Source organism: Oerskovia jenensis (assembly GCF_016907235.1).
Lineage (GTDB): Bacteria > Actinomycetota > Actinomycetes > Actinomycetales > Cellulomonadaceae > Oerskovia > Oerskovia jenensis.
In genome coordinates this window covers 4,097,236-4,114,197 of sequence record NZ_JAFBBO010000001.1, presented here as the reverse complement: position 1 = coordinate 4,114,197, position 16,962 = coordinate 4,097,236, and the positions used below count along the sequence as shown (strand labels likewise).

The following is a 16,962-nucleotide window of genomic DNA, read 5'->3' as shown; positions in this document are numbered from 1 at the left end:
CGGCGCGGGGCGGGAGGAGGGGTCGGGCCGCCTGCTTGTCGGTGCCGTACAACCACGACGCGCCACGGCCCGGTTCGCCCCGTCGACCATGGAGGGTTCCTACAAACGACCCCGGTGAGCCTTGGCCTGATCTCCAATCTTGTCCGGTACCGCCCGTCGGAGCGTGAACCCAGGGCGCCGGACGCGCTACCGTGAGCCGTGCCCGAGAACTCCACGAACCCCGCGACCAGCCCGACCCGACGCCTGTCGAAGGTTCTCATCGCCAACCGCGGCGAGATCGCGGTGCGCATCGCGCGCGCCTGCGCCGACGCCTCGATCGCGTCGGTGGCCGTCTACGCGGACTCCGACCGCGAGGCCCTGCACGTCCGCCTCGCCGACGAGGCCTTCGCGCTCGACGGTGCGCGCGCCGCGGACACCTACCTCGACATCGCCAAGCTGCTCGACGCCGCCCGCCGCTCGGGCGCCGACGCCGTGCACCCCGGCTACGGGTTCCTCGCGGAGAACGCCGGGTTCGCCCAGGCCGTGATCGACGCTGGCCTCGTCTGGATCGGCCCGCCGCCCGCAGCCATCGACGCGCTGGGCGACAAGGTCAGCGCACGGCACATCGCGCACCGTGCCGGCGCGCCGCTCGTCCCCGGCACCCCGGACCCCGTCGCCGACGCGACCGAGGTCCACGCGTTCGCCGCGGAGCACGGGTTGCCCATCGCGATCAAGGCGGCGTTCGGCGGCGGCGGGCGCGGCCTCAAGGTCGCGCGCACGGTCGAGGAGATCGACGAGATGTTCGACTCCGCGGTCCGTGAGGCCACGGCCGCGTTCGGTCGCGGCGAGTGCTTCGTCGAGCGTTACCTGGACACCCCGCGCCACGTCGAGACCCAGTGCCTGGCCGACGAGCACGGCACGGTCGTCGTCGTCTCCACGCGCGACTGCTCGCTGCAGCGCCGTCACCAGAAGCTCGTCGAGGAGGCGCCCGCGCCGTTCCTGACGGACGAGCAGCGTGCCGAGCTCTACAAGGCCTCGGAGGCCATCCTGCGCGAGGCCGGCTACGTCGGTGCGGGGACCTGCGAGTTCCTCGTCGGCGCCGACGGCACGATCTCCTTCCTCGAGGTCAACACGCGCCTGCAGGTCGAGCACCCCGTCACCGAAGAGGTCTCGGGCATCGACCTCGTGCGCGAGCAGCTGCGCATCGCCGCGGGCGAGCCGCTCGGCTACTCCTCGGTGGCCACGCGCGGTCACTCGCTCGAGTTCCGCATCAACGGCGAGGACCCCGCCGCGAACTTCCTCCCGGCCCCGGGCCGCATCTCGCGCCTGCACTTCCCCAGCGGGCCGGGCGTGCGCGTCGACAGCGGCGTGACGCAGGGCGACGTGATCTCGGGCGCGTTCGACTCGATGATCGCCAAGATCATCGTCACGGGCGCCACGCGCCGTGAGGCCGTCGAGCGCGCGCGCCGCGCACTGCGCGAGACGGTCGTCGAGGGCATCCCCACGGTCCTGCCGTTCCACCGGGCCGTGCTCGACGCCGAGGACTTCGTCCCGGCGGACGACTCGGCATTCCGCATCCACACGCGCTGGATCGAGACGGCCTTCGTCGACGAGCTCAAGCGGCTCGCACCGGCGGCACCGGCTCAGACCGCCGAGGAGGACGAGGCCCCGGCCACCGAGCGCGTCGTCGTCGAGGTCGGCGGCAAGCGCCTCGAGGTCGTGCTGCCCGCCGGGCTCGGGATGGCCGCGGGGCGCGCACGCACGGCCAATGCCGCCCGTCGTCCCGCGCGTCGCGCCGCCGCCAAGGCCACCGCGGGCAACGGCACGACCCTCGCGTCGCCCATGCAGGGCACGATCGTCAAGGTCGCGGTCGCCGACGGCACCGTGGTCGCCGAGGGCGACCTCATCGTGGTCCTCGAGGCCATGAAGATGGAGCAGCCGCTCGTCGCGCACCGTGCGGGCCGGGTCACGGGCCTGTCGGCCGGCGTCGGCGCGAGCGTCAGCTCGGGTACCGCGATCTGCGAGATCGTCGACTGACGACGCGTCGGGCGACCCGACGCGTCGACCCCGAGGCCGGTCGGGCGGCTCCCACGAGCCGCCCGACCGGCCTCTGCTCGTCCTCCCCCGGTGCCGCTACGCGCCGGCGCTGCTGTGCGCGTCGGCCGCGCGCATCGCCCGGCGCCCCGAGGGGACCAGCACCGCGACCCCGATCACGAGGAACATGAGCGCGCCCGAGACGATCAGGAGCGACTCGACCGAGTACCGGTCCGCGAGCGGACCGAAGATCAGCATCCCGAGCGGCATCGCGAGCGCCATCACGATGCCGACGAACCCGAAGACCCGCCCCTGGCGGTCGGGTTCGACCGTCTCCTGCAGGACCGTCATCGAGGTCGTCGCGAACGCGGGCACGGCGGCGCCCAGAAGGAACATGAACGCGAAGAAGACCCACATGTTCGTCGAGAGGCCCAGGCCGACGGAGAGCACGCCGAACACGAACGTCGCCCCCACGATCATCGCGACGCGGTTCTTGAGACCACCCCACGTGGCGAGCAGGACTCCCCCCAGGATCGCGCCGAACGAGAACGCGAGCTCGTTGGCCGTGAGCTTCCAGACCTCCTCGCCGAACGTGCGCACGACCATGAGCGGCGTGAGGTAGGACGGGGCCACGATGAGCAGGAACACGACCGCGTACAGGCCCAGGACCCAGCGCACGAACGCGTGGCCGCGCAGATAGCGCAGGCCGCCCACGAGGTCGTCGAAGTACCCGACCTTCTCGCCCGCGACCAGGTCGGTCCGCAGCACCTTGGTCACGGGGATCAGGGCCAGGAGACCGATCCCGATCACGGCCGTGACGACGTCGACGAAGAAGATCGCGACGATCGAGGCGCTCGCGTAGACGCCCGCCGCGACCGCGGGGGCCAGCAGCGTCATGGCCGACTGGATCGACCCGTTGATGCCGTTGACCCGCATGAGCTTGCTCACCGGGACGAGCTGCGGCAGGAGCGAGGACACCGCGGGCATCTGGATCCCCGCGCCGATCGAACGGATCGCGAGCGCGGCGTAGATGAGCCACAGGTCGTCGGTGCCCGAGAGCATGAGCAGCGCGAGCGCGAGGGTCGTCACGGCGATCGAGGCGTCGGCCGCGATGATCAGGACCTTGCGGTTGAGCCGGTCCGCCCAGACGCCGCCGAAGATCGACACGATCGCCTGCGGGAGGAACCCGAAGACGGTGGCGAGCGCGAGCACACCCCCGGACTTGGTCTCGAGCGTCAGGTGCCACATGATCGCGTACTGCACGAGCATCGACCCGAACAGCGAGACCGTCTGCCCGCCCAGGAAGATCGTGGCGTCGCGGCGCCAGCGCGGCTTGTCGGCCTCGGTGTCGGTCGCAGCGGGCGGGGTCGCCGGGTCGGCAGAGGCGGCGTCGGCGTCGGCGTCGGCGTCGGCAGAGCCGGCAGAGCCGCTGGCGGAAGCGCCGGGTAGCGCTGCCGCGGGTTCGGAGGGCTCGCCCGGGTGGTGGGGCCTGGCGTCGGCGCCGGGAGAGGCATCCTCTGCGGTCGGGTCGGACACGGTGTTCGGCTCGGGATGACTCACCTGACCATGGTGCGGGGCGCGAGGTCGTGCGTCCACCGATTTCGGCCCCCTCCCGCGCACTGCCCCGCGGTGGTGGGAGGGTGGGGCCGTGACGTCCACCACTCCCTCGCCACGCCCTGACCGCGACCCCCGGGTCGTCACCGCTCGGAGCGTCGAGCTGCTCACGGGACCGGTGCCCGCTCCCGGCCTGGTGCGCGCCTCGTCGGTGTCGGCCGTGGTCGCGGGCCTGGTCGCGGTCATGGTGTCGTTCACCGGGCCGTCGCTCATCATCCTGCAGGCCGCGCACGACGGCGGCCTCTCGACCGCCCAGACGACGTCCTGGCTGTGGGCCGTCTCGATCGGCAGCGGCGTGACGGGCGTGGTCCTGAGCCTGGCGACCCGTCAGCCGGTCATCACGGCCTGGTCGACCCCGGGGGCGGCCCTGCTGCTCGGCACGCTGGGAGACTTCGCGTTCTCGGACGTCGTGGGTGCGTATCTCCTCGCGGCCGTGGCGGCGCTCGCGCTCGGAGCGAGCGGGGTGTTCGGCCGGCTCCTGGCGGCGGTCCCGCCGCAGGTCCTCTCGGCGCTGCTCGCGGGGGTGCTGCTCCCGTTCGTCCTGGGCGCGGTCGTCAGCGCGGTCGGCTCGCCCGCGATCGGGGTGAGCGTCGCGGTCTCGTTCGTCGTGGTCCGCCGCGTCGCGCCGCGCTACGCGGTCCTCGCGGCCCTGCTCGCCGGGATCGTCGCGGCACTCGTCACAGGTGACGTGTCACGCCCGACGACGGCGCTCGCCGTGGCCGTGCCCGTGTGGACCACCCCGACGTTCGACCTCGGCGCGGTCGTCGGGATCTCGGTGCCGCTCCTGCTCGTGACGTTGAGCGCCCAGAACGGTCCGGGTCTGGAGATGCTGCGCGCGAGCGGCTACCGGCCGAACAGTCGTCTGCTGGTCGGCGGGACGGCAGCGGCCTGGGCGCTCCTGGCGCCGTTCGGTGCGCACGGCATCAACCTGGCGGCGATCACGGCGGGCATCTGCACGGGCCCCGAGGCGCACGAGGACCGTGCACGCCGCTACGTGGCGGGGGTCGCGTGCGGTCTGGGATACCTGCTGGTCGGGACGTTCGCCGGGAGCCTGGTCGGCCTCTTCCACGCCGTGCCGAGCGCCCTGGTGACGACCGTCGCGGGGGTCGCGCTCGTCGGGGCGCTCACGGGGGCGCTCGCGGGGACGTTCGCCCCGGCGGCGTCGACCCCCGGCGCCGAGCCCTCGCCCGCAGCCCTCGAGGCCGCGGTGCTCACGCTCGTCGTCACGACCTCGGGGATCGTGGTCGCCGACGTCGGGTCCGCGTTCTGGGGCGTCGTCGTCGGGCTCGCGGCGTACGGGGTCCTCACGGTGGGTCGGCGCGGCCACCCGGCGTGAGACCCGGGGGCGCGGCGAGCGCTCGGGGACGTGTCCACGACGTGGTCACCGGGGCGCAAGGCTGTCCGCGGCGCCTCGACGGATGGCAGGGTGGGACCGTGACGATCCCGACCGAACCCACACCCCCCGACGCACCCCAGCACCCACCCCACGGGCCCCGACACCTCCAGCCCGGCGACGGCTGGGTCGAGTGCACGTGCGGCAGACGACACTGGGGCCTGGCCGGCGCAGCAGGGCTGCTCGTCGCCCGACGGGGCGCGGACGGTCGCGTGAGCCACGTGCTCCTCCAGCACCGGGCTCCCTGGAGCGACCAGGGCGGCACCTGGGGCGTGCCCGGCGGCGCGATCCATCCCGACGAGACGCCCGAGCAGGGTGCGCTGCGCGAGGCGCACGAGGAGGCGGGCGTGGATCCCGCGCTCGTGACGATCGTGGGCGACCGGATCCTGGACCACGGGCCGTGGCGCTACACGACGGTGCTCGCGGAGGTCGTGCGGGGTGCGCACCTCGAGGCGCGCGCGACGGACGCCGAGAGCCTGGAGATCGCGTGGGTCGCGGTAGGCGACGTCCCCTCGCTCGCGCTGCTCGAGGCGTTCCGGGACGCCTGGCCCGAGCTCGTGGGACGGTTCGCGGAGCTCGCCTGAGGGCCTCGTGCCGCATCGCCCGGTGCGGGCGCGCGAACGGCCCGTGACCGCCCCGTCGCACGAGGTGGTCACGGGCCGTTCGTGGCCTGGTCCCTACCGGTCGGTCCGGCCGGTGGGGGTGCCGTCGGTCGTCGTGTGGTCGGCGACCTTCTTCGCGGGTCCGTGCGGGACGAGCTTGAGGCCCACGACCGCGGCGATGATGCCCGCGATGAAGACGACCTTGCCGACCGACGCCGACTCGTCACCGGTGAGGATCGCGTACGAGACGGTCAGCGCAGCCCCGACCCCGACCCACACCGCGTAGGCGGTACCGATCGGGATGTGCTTGACGGCCCACCCGAGCCCGCCCATGCTGACGGCGAGCGCGACGAAGAACACGATGGACGGGACGAGCTCCGAGAAGCCGTTCGACTGGCCCAGGGCCGTGGCCCAGACGGCCTCGAACACGGCGCTGACGAGCAGGACGATCCACGGCATGTCAGCTCACCACCTTGAGGCCGACCACGGACCCGACGAGCAGGACCAGGAGCAGTCCGCGCAGCCAGGTGAAGGTCTCCGACCCGTTGAAGAATCCCCAGACCACGGTGAGCGTGGCGCCGATGCCGACCCACACCGCGTAGGCGGTGCCGGTGGGCAGGGAGGTCATCGCCCAGGCGAGACCGGCCATGCTCAGTGTCAGGGAGAGAAGGAAGACGACGGTCGGTCGTCTGCGCGTGAAGTTCTCGGACGCGGAGAGCGCCGTCGCCCAGACGGCCTCCAGCATCCCGGAGAGAACGAGGACAACCCAAGCCATGACAAGTAACCCCTCTGAGTCAGTCTTGTCCGTGCGGGTACTGCTCCCTCGTCCGCGCGCTCCTCGTCGGAGGAACTTGGGACCATCGTACCGACTACACGTCCTCCTGGCCAGGTCTCGCCGAGCCTGCCGTCCACCAGTGACCGGGCTTCACACGATCCACCCCGTCGCTCCCTACCGGCCTCACCGTCATGCACGGACCCTCCGCCAGGATCGTCGGATGCCGACCCTCTTCGAGCTCTCGCCCCCCGACGACTACCTGACGCGCCTCGCCGCCTCGGACCTGGGGCGCGGCTACAAGGCCCTCGCGACGGCCGAGCTCGCCCTGCGCGACGGGCTCGACGTGCTCGACCTGGGCTGCGGTCCTGGCGCCGACCTGCCCGCCTTCGCCGAGGCCGTCGGACCGTCGGGGACCGTCCTCGGGCTCGACCACGACGCGGACGCCGTGGCCCGGGCTCGCGCACTGGTGCACGGGCTGGACACCGTCCGGGTCGAGAAGGCGGACATCCACGACCTGGACCTCGCCGACGCCTGCGTCGACCGTGCGCACACCGACCGGGTGCTCCAGCACGTGGCAGACCCGGAGCGGGTCCTCGCGGAGACGTTCCGGGTCCTGCGACCGGGAGGGCTCGCGGTGCTCGCCGAGCCGGACTGGGGCACGCTGGTCGTCGACGGCCCGGACGCCGCGACGAGCGACGCCTACGGGCGCTTCGTCGTCGAGCAGGTCGTGCGCAACGGGCGGATCGGACGGCGGCTCCCCGGGCTCGCCGAACGCGCGGGCTTCACGGTCGAGCGCGTCGTCCCCGTGACCGCGGTCTTCCGCGACGCCCAGGAGGCCGACCAGGTCCTCGGACTCGCGCGCGTCGCACGTCGGGCCGTCGAGGCCGGGTACCTGCGAGAGCGCGCCGAGGCACGCTGGGTCGAGCACCTCGCCACAGCGCCGTTCTTCGCGTCCGTGACGCTCTTCCTCGTGGTGGCCACCACGCGACACACGTAGCCGCTCGACGGTGCGGGCGGAGGCGGAGCGCCGCTCTCGACGGATCGGGGGCACTGCTCCACCCACGGCCTGTGGGGCGACCTCTTCGCCTGAGCCGTCCGCCGAGTCCGGGCCCATCCGGCCCGTCAGGCCGTCCGGGCCCGCTCACTCCCGGACCCGGCCCGCTTCCTGCACGGCCGGGCGGACCAGCTCGCCGTACGCCTGGAGCGTCTCGTCGTTCGCGTCGTGCTGGAGGTAGAGCGCGAACTGGTCGACGCCGAGCGCCTTGAGCTCGAGCAGCCGCTCGACGTGCCGCGCGGGCGGCCCGATCAGGCAGAACCGGTCCAGGATCTCGTCGCTCACGAACGCCGTGTGCGTGTTCCCCGCGCGCCCGTGCTCGTTGTAGTCGTAACCCCTGCGGCCCGCCACGAAGTCGGTCAGGGCGCGGGGGATGTCGGGCCCGCCGCCACCCAGCCCTGTGCCCGTGCCGTCCCCCGCCCCGTAGCGCGCGACGATCTCCGCGACGTGGTTGCCGACCATGCCGCCGAACCAGCGGCACTGGTCGTAGGCGTGGGCGAGCGACCGGCCGCCAGCGTTCCCGGGCCCCTCCCCGCCTGTACCTGTACCTGTGCCCGACGACGCCTCGTCCGTCACGTACGCGGGCGCCGCCACGCAGATGGTCACCTCGGCGGGGTCGCGCCCCACGCGCTCGGCGGCCCGGCGCACGGCGGCGATCGACCAGGCCACGATGTCGGGGTCGGCGAGCTGCAGGATGAACCCGTCCCCGACCTCACCCGCGAGCGCCAGCGCGCGCGGGCCGTAGGCCGCGACCCAGACGGGGGTGCGGCTGTCGGGGGCCCACGGCAGGTGCAGGGTCACCCCGCGGTACTCGACGGCCCGTCCGCTCGCCAGCCCCTGGACGGTCGTGACGGCCGCGCGCAGCTCCGCGAGGGTCACGGGCCGCCCGTTGGTCACCCGGACGGCCGAGTCCCCGCGACCGATCCCGCAGACCGTGCGGTTGCCGAACATCTCGTTGAGGGTCGCGAAGGTGGACGCGGTCACGGTCACGTCCCGTGTCGCGGGGTTGGTGACCATGGGCCCGACGGTCACGCGGTGGGTCGCGGACAGGATCTGGGAGTGGATGACGTACGGCTCCTGCCACAGCAGGTGCGAGTCGAACGTCCACACGTGGCTGAAGCCGTGGAGCTCGGCGCGTCGCGCGAGGTCGACGACGCGCCACGCGGGCGGGTTGGTCTGCAGGACGACGCCCAGGTCGAGGCGCTCGGCCGTGCCGGTCGCGGTCATGGCTGGTCCCCGCCCGTCATCGCAGGTACGCCGAGGTGCTGCGGCGCAGGTAGCGCCCGTGCCCGGGGTGCCCGTGGTACTCGCCGCCGGAGATCAGGACCTGCCCGCGCGAGATCACGACGTCGACGTGCCCGTCGATCTCGAAGCCCTCCCAGGAGGAGTGGTCCATGTTCATGTGGTGGGTCCTGCCGTTGCCGTCCGTGGGGTAGCCGATCGACGTGTGACCGGCAGGGTCGTAGACCACGACGTCGGCGTCGGCCCCCGGGGCGAGCACGCCCTTGCGGTCCCCCAGCCCGAACATGCGTGCCGGCGTCGTGCAGCACAGCTCGACCCAGCGTTCGAGCGAGATCCGCCCGTCGACCACGCCCTGGTAGACGAGGTCGAGGCGGTGCTCGACGCCGCCGATCCCGTTGGGGATCTTGGAGAAGTCGCCGAGCCCGAGCTCCTTCTGCTCCTTGAAGCAGAACGGGCAGTGGTCGGTGCTCACGACCGACAGGTCGCCCGTGCGCAGGTAGCGCCACAGCTCCTCCTGGTGCTCCTCGGCCCGCGAGCGCAGCGGGGTCGAGCACACCCACTTGGCCCCCTCGAACCCGGGCGCCCCGAGCTGTTCCTCGAGCGAGAGGTACAGGTACTGCGGGCACGTCTCACCGAACACGTTCCAGCCGTCGTCGCGGGCCCGGGCGAGCGTGGCCACGGCCTGCTTGGCCGACATGTGCACCACGTAGAGCGGGGCGCCCGCGAGGCGCGCGAGCATGATCGCGCGGTGCGTGGCCTCCTCCTCGGTCTCCCAGGGGCGCGTGGTGCCGTGGAAGGAGGGGGCTGTGTCGCCTCGGTCGAGGGCCTGGCGCACGAGCACGTCGATCGCGAGGCCGTTCTCGGCGTGCATCATGACCATCGAGCCGTTGGTCGCGGCCTTCTGCATGGCTCGCAGGATCTGCCCGTCGTCGCTGTAGAACACCCCGGGGTAGGCCATGAAGAGCTTGAAGCTCGTGATGCCCTCGGCCACGAGCTCGTCCATGGCCTTGAGAGAGTCGTCGTCGACCCCGCCGAGGATCTGGTGGAAGCCGTAGTCGATCGCGCAGTTCCCCTCGGCCTTGGCGAACCAGGCGGCGAGCGAGTCCTGGACCCGCTCCCCGGTGCGCTGGACCGCGAAGTCGACGATCGTCGTCGTGCCTCCCCAGGCCGCGGCGCGCGTCCCGGTCTCGAACGTGTCCGACGCGGCCGTGCCGCCGAACGGCAGCTCCATGTGGGTGTGCGGGTCCACCGCGCCCGGGATGACGTACTTGCCGGTCGCGTCGACCACGGTCTGCGCGACCGAGGCGAGGTCCACGCCGAGCGACGTGTCGCCCGGGCGCAGCAGCGCGGCGACCTGCTCGCCGTCGAGCAGGACGTCGGCGCGCGTGCGTCCCGTGGGCCCGACGACGGTGCCTCCCGTGATGAGGGTCAGTGCCATGGTGTGCGTCCTCTCGTTCGTCGGGGCTCAGGGCGCGGTCAGCGGGCCGTACGCGTCGGGGCGGCGGTCGCGGTAGAACTGCCAGCGGTTGCGGACCTCGGTCAGCAGGTCGAGGTCGAGGTCGCGGACCACGAGCTCCTCCTCGTAGGCGTCGGCGGTCGCCCCCACGAACGCTCCCTCGGGGCTCACGAAGTAGCTCGTGCCGTAGAAGTCGTTCGAGCCCAGCTCCTCGAAGCCGACCCGGTTGATGGCTCCGACGAAGTACTCGTTGGCCACGGCCGCCGCGGGCTGCTCGAGCTTCCACAGATAGTTGGACAGTCCGCGGCTCGTGGCGCTCGGGTTGAACACGACGGTCGCCCCCGCGAGCCCCAGGGCCCGCCACCCCTCGGGGAAGTGCCGGTCGTAGCAGATGTAGACCCCGATCCGCCCGACCGCGGTGTCGAAGACCGGGTAGCCGAGGTTCCCGGGACGGAAGTAGAACTTCTCCCAGAAGCCGGGCAGGTGCGGGATGTGGGTCTTGCGGTACTTGCCGAGGTAGCGTCCGTCGGCGTCGATCACGGCCGCGGTGTTGTAGAGGACCCCGGGCTGCTCGAGCTCGTACAGGGGCAGCACGATCACGATGCCCAGCTCCCGGGCGAGGGCCGCGAAGCGTTCGGTCGTCGGTCCCGGGACGGACTCGGCGTAGGAGTAGAACGCGGCGTCCTCGACCTGGGGGAAGTAGGGCGCGTTGAACACCTCCTGGAAGCAGATGACCTTCGCCCCCTGGTCCGCGGCGAGGCGGGTGAACGTCTCGTGGGCCGCGAGCATGGACTCCTGGTCACCGGTCCAACGGACCTGGGTGAGGGCGGCTCGCACGATCATGGGGTCTCCTCGGGTGGGGTGGTGGGACGCGGGCGGTGACCGTTGTGCTCGGCCGACGGCATCGACGACCCAGCGCGGCGCCGCTGCTGATCCGGCTCGACCACGTACCGGTCGGCGACGTCGAGCGCCGCGTCGACGACGTCGAGGCCGTGCTCGAGGTCCTCGACCGACGTGACGAGCGGCGGGGCGAGGTGCAGGCGGTTCACCTGCGGGAAGGGCCAGACGCCGCCCCCGGTCACCGCGGCGACGACCTCGGCCATGGGGGCGTTCTGCTCGGGCGTGCCCTGGAACGGCACGAGGCGTTCGCGCGTGATCGGGTCGCGGACGAGCTCGATCGCCCAGAGGAACCCGAGGCCGCGCACCTCACCCACGCTGGGGTGCCGGGCGGCCATGTCGCGCAACCGCGCGCCCAGGACCCGTTCGCCCAGCGACCGGACCCGGTCGAGGATGCCCTGCTCCTCGAGCACGTGGATGCTCGCGACGCCGGGCGCGCACGCGAGCGGGTGCCCCGAGTAGGTGAGCCCGCCGGGGAACGCCGTGCGGTCGAAGCTCGCGGCGACGCGCTCGGAGACGAGGACGCCGCCCAGCGGCACGTACCCCGAGTTGACGCCCTTGGCGAAGACCACGAGGTCGGGGACGACGTCCCAGTGGTCCACGGCGAACCATTCACCCACGCGCCCGAAGCCGACCATGACCTCGTCCGCGACGTACAGGATGCCGTGCTCGTCGCACAGCGCGCGCACGCCCGCGAGATAGCCGTCGGGCGGGACGAGCACACCGTTGGTCCCGACGACGGTCTCGAGCAGGATCGCGGCGATCGTCGCGGGCCCCTCGAGCTCGACGACCTCGCGCAGGTGGCGCAGCGCCGCGACGCACTCGTCCGCGTCGGTCGTGGCCCCGAACGACGACCGGTAGGTGTACGGCCCGAAGAAGTGCCGGACGCCCGGATCCACCTCGTTGGGCCAGCGGCGCGGGTCGCCCGTCGCGGTCACGGCCGTGCCGGTGTTGCCGTGGTAGGACCGGTAGGCGGCGAGCACCTTCGCCCTGCCCGTGTGGCGCCGGGCGAGCCGCACGGCGTTCTCGACCGCGTCGGCACCGCCGTTGGTGAAGAACACCCGGTTCAGCCCGCCGTCGGCACCGCCCGGCGCGCGCTCGACGATCAGGCGCGCGAGCTCGCTGCGCACAGGGTTCGCGAACGACGGTGCGACGGTCGCGAGGCGCCCGGCCTGCGCCTGGATCGCGCCGACGAGCGCGGGGTGCTGGTGCCCCAGGTTGAGGTTGATGAGCTGGGACGCGAAGTCGAGGTAGCGCGTCCCGTGGTCGTCCCAGAACCAGGCTCCCTCGCCGCCCGCGATCGTCACGGGCCGGATCAGCTCCTGCGCCGACCACGAGTAGAAGACGTGGGCGTCGTCCCGCCCGGCCCGTCCCGTGCCCTGCACTGCGTCCGCCATCCGGCTCGCCGTCCTCTCGTCCGCCTCGTCACCGGGTCCGGGGGAACCCCAGGTCGATGCTGCTGGTCGCGGGGTCCGGCCACCGCGACGTCACGACCTTGGTCCGGGTCGCGAAGTGGATGCCCTCGGGCCCGTACATGTGCGAGTCCCCGAACAGCGAGCCCTTCCAGCCGCCGAACGAGTAGTAGCCGACGGGCACGGGGATGGGGACGTTGACGCCGACCATGCCCGCCTGCACCTCGACCTCGAAGCGTCGGGCCGCTCCCCCGTCGCGCGTGAAGATCGCGGCGCCGTTGCCGTACGGGTTCTCGTTGACGAGCCGCAGCGCGTCGTCGAACGTCTCGGCCCGCACGACCGAGAGCACGGGCCCGAAGATCTCCTCGCGGTACACCGTGTGCTCGGGCCGCACGTGGTCGACGAGGCTCGGGCGCAGGAAGAACCCGCCGCTCGTGTCCTCGCCTCCCGGCCCGGGGGCGACGCGCGGCCCGTCGCGCCCGTCCAGGACCAGGACCGCCCCCTCCTCGACCGCGCTGCCCACGCGCGCCGCGACCCGGTCGCGGTGCTCGGCCGTGATGAGCGGCCCCATCTGCGAGGCGGGGTCGTTCCCCGGCCCGACGACGAGCCCCGCCACGCGCGTGCGGATCGCCTCGACGAGGGCGTCGGCGACGTCGCCCACCGCGACCACCACGGAGATCGCCATGCACCGCTCCCCCGCGGACCCGTACCCCGCCGAGACCGCCGCGTCCGCCGCGGCGTCGAGCTCGGCGTCGGGCAGGACGACCAGGTGGTTCTTCGCGCCGCCCAGCGCCTGGACGCGCTTGCCGTGGCGCGTGCCCGTCTCGTAGACGTGGCGCGCGACGGGCGTGGACCCGACGAAGCTGACCGCGGCGACGTCGGGGTGCTCCAGGAGCCGGTCGACCGCGACCCGGTCGCCCTGGACGACGTTGACGACACCGTCGGGCAGCCCGGCCTCGGCCAGGAGCCGGGCGACGAGCAACGAGACCGACGGGTCGCGCTCGCTCGGCTTGAGGACGAACGTGTTGCCGCACGCGATGGCCGTCGGGATCATCCACAGCGGGACCATGGCCGGGAAGTTGAAGGGCGTGATGCCTGCCATGACGCCCAGCGGCTGCTTGACCTCGTGCACGTCCACGCCCGTGGAGACCTGCTGGCTGAAGCCGCCCTTGAGCAGGTGCGGGATCCCGGTCGCGAACTCGACGTTCTCGAGTGCTCGCGCGACCTCCCCCTGCGCGTCGGACACGACCTTGCCGTGCTCGGCCGAGACGAGGTGCGCGATCTCGTCCCGGTGGGTGCGCAGCAGCTCGTGGAACGCGAAGAGGATCTCGACGCGCCGCGACAGGCCCGTCCGGGACCAGGCCGGGAAGGCCGCGAGCGCCGCCGCGACGGCCGCGTCCACGTCCCGCGCGGAGGCGAGGGCCACGCGCCCGGTGACGCGCCCGGTCGCGGGGTCGTGCACCGGGGCGTACCGCTCGGCGTCGTCCACGCGGCGGCCCGCGACGACGTGGCCGATCACCCCTGGGGTCCGCGCGGGGGTGCTGCTCGTCATGCTGGCCTCCCTCCCGGCACGGCACGGTGAGCGGCTGCCCGGGTCGTCGACGACTGGCTCTCAGTGTGGCACGAGGAGGCGTCGAGTGTGAGGTCGATCACATCCCCCCTCGGTCCGTGCCGGGTGAAGCGGACCCGGCCGTCGGCCCGGCCGCGCGTGCCACTGTCGCGGCGCCACCGGCCACGGGTACGGTCGGGCCGTGACCGACGAGCACCGTACGAGCAGCCAGGACCCGGACGACCGCCGAGCCTCGACGAGCCCGCCTCCTCCCGTACCGGACGCCGGTCCCGCCCGGCCCCGCACGCGCGCCGAGCGACGCGCCGCCGAGCAGGCCGCCCTCGAACGCCAGGCGGGCTCGTCGTGGCGGTCGTCGCCGTCCACCGGCGCACTGCCGGCGGCCCGTCCGGCGACGAGCGCGCTGCCCACCACTGCCCGCCCGGTCACGGCGGCCGGTCCGACCGCGCCGCGCCCCCGGTCCGAGCAGGCGACCCCGGGCACCGGGCCGGCGACGGCCGGCACCAGCGCGTGGGAGCGGGTCGACGTGTCGACCGAGACGCCACCGACCCCCTCTGCGTGGCGCGAACGTGCCGCACGCTTCGCACCGACCCTCTCGCAGGAGCAGCGCACCACCCCGGCGGCGGACCCCGCACCCCCGGCCGGGCCCGTCGCGCCGCCCCCGGCGGAGCCCCTCGACACCCCCTCGTCGCACACCCTCTCGACGCTCACCCTGGCGGGACCCGCCACCGGCACCGAGGACACGGCCCCCACCGTGGCCGCGTCCACGAACCCGTTCCCCACGCGACGGCAGATCTCCCACGCCGCCCGCCACGTGACCCGCCTCGGCCGGGGGAACGCCGCCCGTCTGCTCCTGCTCACGGTCGTCACGGCGCTCGCGGTCGAGATGATCCGGGCGAGCGGCCCCCTGCTGGACCGGGCCTTCGCCGCGGGCGTGACCGTCGCCGCCGGAACGGCGCTGGTCACGTACGCGGCCCCCGCGCTCGCCGTCACGATCATCGCCGCACGGCTGCCGATCTCGGGACGGGTCACGCTCGGGGCGGTCCTCGCCCTGGTCGGGTGGCGGCTGGGGCTGCAGGCACTCGGGATCGCCGCTGACTCGGGAGGGGCGCTCGGCTCGGCCCGCTACGGCCTGGGCCTCGGGGGCGCCTCGCTCGCGGTGGCCACGCTCGTCATCGTCGCCGCGTTCGTGAGCGGCGTGCGACCGGCCCCCGCCGACGACTCCCCCGACCGGGTGGGGGGCTGGACCCCCTTGGCGAACGGCCGGATGGTCGCACTGGGCACCGCCCTGGGCATCCTCGGCGCGGCAGGAGTGAGCCTGCTGTACGGGACGTGGGACGCCTACTGGCGCACGGGCCTGCTCGCCTGGGCCGGTCCCCTGGCCCTCGGCGGGCTCGCCGTCGTCGCTGCCTGGCTGCTGCGCGGGGACACCGCCGCGCCCGGGGCCCGCGGGATCTGGGTGCTCGGGCCCTATCTCGCGCTGGGGGTCATGACCTTCGGCAACCCGGCCTTCATCGCCTCGCAGACGGGCCTGCCCCTGTCCGTCGCGGCAGGGGCCGTCGCCTTCTCGGCGCTCATGATCGGCCTCACGACGATCCGGGGGACCGCGCGGTCGAGCCGCCCCGGGGGCAACGTCCTCCTGTCGGTCGTGGGCCGGTCGGCCGACCTCGTGGCCCTCGTGGCGTTCGCGCTCGTGGTCTTCGTCCTGCCCGGACGGACCGAGGACCTCGAGAGCCTGATGTCCTGGGCCTTCCTGGTCTGCATCGTGGGTCTGGGCGTCGCCTCGACCGACGCCGTCGTGCACTCCCTCACCCGGCCCGCCCGGGAGATCGGCTGGCTGCGAGTTGCCGGGGCGAGCACCGCCGTCGGGCTGGGGCTCATCCTGCCGCTGCTCGTCTACCAGCTCGACTACGACGTGCCGCTGCCCGTGCCCAACGCCGCCGTGCCGCTCGTCGTGGTGCTCGTCCTCGGGATCGCCGGGCTGCGGCGGACGCGGCCCCTGCCGTCGGCTGCCGCGGGCACGGTGGCCTCGGCACGCGTCGCTCCTCCGAGCGTGCGCATCGCGCTTCCCCTCGTCGCCGCGGTCACGGTCCTGGCCGTGGGTGGCGCCGTCGTGCAGCTGGTCGACCTGCCGCGCGACGGCGCCCCGACCAGCGGCGCAGCGGCCCGGTCCGGGGCGGGACTCGTCGTCCTCGACTGGAACCTGCACTACGGGGTCAGCGCGACCCCGTCGGTCGAGCTCGACGACGTCGCCGCGACGATCCGCGACTCGGGCGCCCAGGTCGTGACGCTCCAGGAGGTCTCGCGCGGCTGGGTGCTCGGCGGAGGCGTCGACATGGGCACCTATCTCGCGCGGGCCACGGGCATGGAGATCGCGTTCGTCGGGGCGGCCGACCGCCAGTTCGGGAACGCGATCCTGTGGGACCCGTCAGCGGTCACCGTGGCCGACGTCTCCCGGGTCGCTCTGCCCTTCGGGGCAGGCCCTCAGCACCGCTCGGCGATCTCGGCGACCGTGACCCCTCGGGGCGAGGCCGCCGGCGCCTGGCCGGGCGGGGTGCGCGTGACCTCGGTGCACCTGCAGCACCGCGAGCAGAACGCCCCCACCCGGATCAACCAGCTCGACGCGCTGTTCGCCGCCGAGCCCGTCGACGGGGCCTATCTGCTCGCGGGCGACCTCAACGCCGAGCCGGACTGGGAGGAGATCACCCTCGTCGAGTCCCAGGGCCTGCTCAGCGGGCAGGACACGGCAGGGAACCCCGACGACCTCACGTCGCCCGCCGACGCGCCGCGGCACCGGATCGACTGGATGTTCGGGTCGGGCCTCACGTTCGATCGCTTCCGCGTCCTGGTCGACGTCTCGTCCGACCACCGCCCGCTCGTGACCGTGGTGCAACCCGGGCAGGAGCCCGCCCCCGCCGGGTAGCGGGAGCCGGGTCA

13 protein-coding genes and 1 riboswitch are annotated in these 16,962 nt (G+C 73.5%); of the genes, 5 read left to right on the top strand and 8 right to left on the bottom strand.

The features are described 5' to 3' along the window. Window positions 1-198 precede the first annotated feature (198 nt). Window positions 199-2,016: an acetyl/propionyl/methylcrotonyl-CoA carboxylase subunit alpha gene (locus JOD49_RS18305; protein WP_307822632.1), complete on the top strand. Its 1,818-nt coding sequence runs from the start codon at window positions 199-201 to the stop codon at window positions 2,014-2,016. Window positions 2,017-2,112: 96 nt separating this feature from the next. Here JOD49_RS18305 and JOD49_RS18300 read toward each other — a convergent pair whose 3' ends face one another. Continuing rightward, on the bottom strand, window positions 2,113-3,573 hold the full coding sequence (locus JOD49_RS18300) for an MFS transporter (protein WP_307822631.1): 1,461 nt from the start codon (window positions 3,571-3,573) through the stop codon (window positions 2,113-2,115). Window positions 3,574-3,661: 88 nt separating this feature from the next. Between JOD49_RS18300 and JOD49_RS18295 the strand changes: the two genes are divergently transcribed. Together JOD49_RS18295 and JOD49_RS18290 are read left to right on the top strand one after the other, a co-directional pair. Continuing rightward, window positions 3,662-4,963 (top strand): benzoate/H(+) symporter BenE family transporter, encoded by a 1,302-nt coding sequence (locus JOD49_RS18295; protein WP_307822630.1) that lies wholly within the window; start codon window positions 3,662-3,664, stop codon window positions 4,961-4,963. Between the two features lie 98 nt (window positions 4,964-5,061). Continuing rightward, window positions 5,062-5,604 carry an NUDIX hydrolase gene (locus tag JOD49_RS18290; protein WP_307822629.1) on the top strand — a complete coding sequence of 181 codons (543 nt, stop codon included), beginning with the start codon at window positions 5,062-5,064 and terminating at the stop codon, window positions 5,602-5,604. A gap of 93 nt (window positions 5,605-5,697) precedes the next feature. Here JOD49_RS18290 and JOD49_RS18285 read toward each other — a convergent pair whose 3' ends face one another. Together JOD49_RS18285 and JOD49_RS18280 are read right to left on the bottom strand one after the other, a co-directional pair. Next, window positions 5,698-6,081 (bottom strand): DMT family transporter, encoded by a 384-nt coding sequence (locus tag JOD49_RS18285; RefSeq protein ID WP_205308435.1) that lies wholly within the window; start codon window positions 6,079-6,081, stop codon window positions 5,698-5,700. A gap of 1 nt (window position 6,082) precedes the next feature. After that, the gene (locus tag JOD49_RS18280) at window positions 6,083-6,397 is read right to left on the bottom strand and encodes a DMT family transporter (RefSeq protein WP_205308434.1); all 315 of its coding nucleotides are present in this window, start codon (window positions 6,395-6,397) and stop codon (window positions 6,083-6,085) included. Window positions 6,398-6,410: 13 nt separating this feature from the next. Next, window positions 6,411-6,475: riboswitch (guanidine-III (ykkC-III) riboswitch) on the bottom strand. A 142-nt stretch (window positions 6,476-6,617) separates the two neighbouring features. Here JOD49_RS18280 and JOD49_RS18275 point away from each other — a divergent pair. Next, window positions 6,618-7,394, top strand: coding sequence for a methyltransferase domain-containing protein (locus tag JOD49_RS18275; RefSeq protein WP_205308433.1), 777 nt, complete (start codon window positions 6,618-6,620; stop codon window positions 7,392-7,394). A gap of 144 nt (window positions 7,395-7,538) precedes the next feature. Here the strand turns inward: JOD49_RS18275 and JOD49_RS18270 are convergent, their stop codons facing one another. Genes JOD49_RS18270 through JOD49_RS18250 form a run of 5 tightly spaced genes read right to left on the bottom strand, consistent with a single transcriptional unit; the run spans window position 7,539 to window position 14,010 of the window. Then, complete coding sequence (locus JOD49_RS18270; RefSeq protein WP_205308432.1) at window positions 7,539-8,678, bottom strand: TIGR03842 family LLM class F420-dependent oxidoreductase; 1,140 nt, start codon at window positions 8,676-8,678, stop codon at window positions 7,539-7,541. 16 nt (window positions 8,679-8,694) lie between these two features. Beyond that, window positions 8,695-10,131 (bottom strand): dihydropyrimidinase, encoded by a 1,437-nt coding sequence (hydA, locus tag JOD49_RS18265; RefSeq protein ID WP_205308431.1) that lies wholly within the window; start codon window positions 10,129-10,131, stop codon window positions 8,695-8,697. A gap of 27 nt (window positions 10,132-10,158) precedes the next feature. Next, window positions 10,159-10,992, bottom strand: a complete 834-nt coding sequence (locus tag JOD49_RS18260; RefSeq protein WP_205308430.1) for a nitrilase-related carbon-nitrogen hydrolase — start codon at window positions 10,990-10,992, stop codon at window positions 10,159-10,161. Continuing rightward, the gene (locus JOD49_RS18255) at window positions 10,989-12,443 is read right to left on the bottom strand and encodes an aspartate aminotransferase family protein (protein WP_205308429.1); all 1,455 of its coding nucleotides are present in this window, start codon (window positions 12,441-12,443) and stop codon (window positions 10,989-10,991) included. Before JOD49_RS18255 ends, JOD49_RS18260 begins: the two co-directional genes overlap by 4 nt. Before the next feature lie 28 nt (window positions 12,444-12,471). After that, window positions 12,472-14,010 (bottom strand): CoA-acylating methylmalonate-semialdehyde dehydrogenase, encoded by a 1,539-nt coding sequence (locus JOD49_RS18250; RefSeq protein WP_205308428.1) that lies wholly within the window; start codon window positions 14,008-14,010, stop codon window positions 12,472-12,474. Between the two features lie 199 nt (window positions 14,011-14,209). Between JOD49_RS18250 and JOD49_RS20855 the strand changes: the two genes are divergently transcribed. Then, window positions 14,210-16,948 (top strand): endonuclease/exonuclease/phosphatase family protein, encoded by a 2,739-nt coding sequence (locus JOD49_RS20855; protein WP_205308427.1) that lies wholly within the window; start codon window positions 14,210-14,212, stop codon window positions 16,946-16,948. Window positions 16,949-16,962: the final 14 nt, after the last annotated feature.